General features: G+C 68.2%; 3 protein-coding genes. All 3 read right to left on the reverse strand.

Going from position 1 to position 2,215, the window contains the following annotated elements; genetic code table 11:
* Positions 1-38: 38 nt before the first annotated feature.
* Positions 39-845 (reverse strand): anti-sigma factor domain-containing protein, encoded by an 807-nt coding sequence (locus tag MMF96_RS19275; protein WP_256884460.1) that lies wholly within the window; start codon positions 843-845, stop codon positions 39-41.
* A complete protein-coding gene (gene sigK / locus MMF96_RS19280) occupies positions 845-1,459 on the reverse strand; it encodes an ECF RNA polymerase sigma factor SigK (protein WP_375141473.1) in 615 nt (204 codons plus the stop codon). The genes MMF96_RS19275 and sigK overlap by 1 nt, the downstream gene beginning before the upstream one ends.
* 76 nt (positions 1,460-1,535) lie before the next feature.
* On the reverse strand, positions 1,536-2,138 hold the full coding sequence (locus MMF96_RS19285) for a fasciclin domain-containing protein (RefSeq protein WP_375141474.1): 603 nt from the start codon (positions 2,136-2,138) through the stop codon (positions 1,536-1,538).
* Between the last annotated feature and the right edge of the window lie 77 nt (positions 2,139-2,215).

Below are 2,215 nucleotides of genomic sequence, written 5' to 3' on the forward strand. Positions count from 1 at the left end.
CCGGGTCGATGGTTGGGGTTTGTTGTGGGGGGTGTGGTTTAGATGGTTTGGAGGAGGATGGGGGTGGTGGTGGGTTGGGGGGATCCGCCGGGGGGTTCGATGGTGATGCCGATGTGGGTTGCGTTGTTGAGGGTGCCGTTGAGGAGTTGGGGTGTGGTGGTGGGGGTGGTGGGGAGGAGTCCGGCGGGGTGGGTTGTGGTGGTGGTGATGTACCAGAGTTCGTAGGTTTTTCCGTTGGGCAGGGTGGGGAGGTCGTGGGTGGTGATGGCGGCGTGGTTGGCGTGGGTGGACCAGGCGATGGTGATGGTGGCGTTGCCGGGGAGGGTGGTGGTGGCGACTTTCGCGTCGGGGGCGGCCATGATGGCCAGGAGGGCTTGTTGGTGGGCCTGGCTGGCTTGTGCCTGGGCGAGTTGGTGTTCGAGTCCCTGGTGGCTGGTGGCCTGGCCGATGGCCCAGCCGCCGGTTCCGGCGAGGAGCAGGAGTGTGGCGGCGGCGGCCAGGGCCGGGACCCAGCGGCGGCGTTCGGGCGTGCTGCGCCGGCGTCGTGCACCGGCCCGGGTAGTCTCCCGGGCGCCGTTGCGTGCGGGGGTGGGGTCGTGGGCGATGGCGGTGGCGGGGAGTTGGCGGGTGTTGCGGATCGCGGCCATGATGTGGGCCTTGACCTCCGGTGGCGGGGTCTGGGCGGTGGTGTCGTAGGCGAGCAGGGCCGCGGTCTGGCTGAGGCTGCGGACTTCCTCGAGGGTGTCGGGGTTGTCCAGGGCGTGGCGTTCAAACGCGTCGCGTTCGGCTGGGGTGAGGGCGTTGAGGGCGTAGGAGCCGGTGAGCAGGTGCAGTTGTTCTTCCATCACGCCACTCCCATCCTGTCCCTGAGCCTGATCATGCCATCACGGATTCTTGTTTTCACGGTCCCTACCGGGATTTTTAGCAGTTCCGCGACTTCCTGGTGGGTGTGGCCGCCGTAATAGGCCAGGCGGATCGCCTCCTGTTGGGGTTGCGTCAATGTCTCCAGCGCGGCACGGACCCGTTCGGCTTCCAGGGAGGCCTCCACGGTCTCGGCGACATCGGCGGAGCTTTCCTGGTAGTCCCTGATGCCCTCTCGCAGGTCCCTCTCCGTGCTGGCCTGGCTGGCCCGCACCCGGTCCACGGCGCGGCGGTGGGCGATGACCAGGATCCAGGACATCGCCCGGCCCCGGTCCGCGTCGAACCGGGCCGCCTGCTGCCACACATCAACAAACACTTCCTGCGTCACTTCCTGGCTTTGCGCCGGATCACGCACCACCCGGCGCACCAGCCCGAACACCCGGGCCGAGACGGCGTCGTAGAGTTCCTCGAAGGCCGCCTCGTCGCCCAGGGCGACGAGGCGGATCAAGTCTTCATGGGTGGGCGGGGCCAGGGGCTCCACCGGCCGCAACCAGGGAAGGCGCATGGTCTCCACCCTGCCACGATCACTGCCCATCATCTGCCTTTCCAAGCCAACAAATTCCCGTGGCGCCCCGAAGCGGGGGCCGGTGCGGTGCCGGAGCGGGGTGGGGGTGTTATTTTTTGGCCGGGGGCATCAGGACCGAGTCGATGAGGTAGACGGTCGCGTTGGCGGTCTTCACGCCGCCGCAGATGACCTTGGCGTTGTTGACCATCAGGTGGTCCCCGCTGCCGGTGACCTTCACGGTGCCGCCCTCGGCCGTGGCATGCGTGCCATCGATCTGCTCCGGTGAGAGCTGGCCGGGAACCACGTGGTACGTCAGGATCGACGTCAGTGTCTTGGCATCGGTCTTCAGCCCGTCAATCGTGGCGGCCGGGATCTTGGCAAAGGCGTCGTCCACGGGCGCGAACACGGTGAACCGGCCCGAATTCAGCGTATCGACCAGGTCGACCTTCGGGTTCAACTTCCCCGACACCGCGGCCGTGAGGGTCTTCAGCAACGGGTTGTTCGACGCCGCGGTCGCGACCGGATCGGCAGCCATGCCGGCCACCGAGCCCGCCCCGGAGGGCACCGCCGCCGCGTACGCCGCGCACCCCGGACCCACCAAGCCACCCGCAGCAGCCATCGGGGACGACGCGGCCGGCGCCGAGCCCGCCATCGGGGCGTGTGAGGGTGCCGGCGAGGCGGTGGTCCCCCCGCTGCACGCGCTCAACCCCATGGCCGTGACGGCCAGAAGGCCCATCCCCAAACCCAGGCCCTTACGGGTGCGAAACTTCGTGCTTGCATTCATGATGA

The sequence above is a fragment of the Arthrobacter sp. STN4 genome (assembly GCF_024539665.1).
GTDB lineage: Bacteria > Actinomycetota > Actinomycetes > Actinomycetales > Micrococcaceae > Specibacter.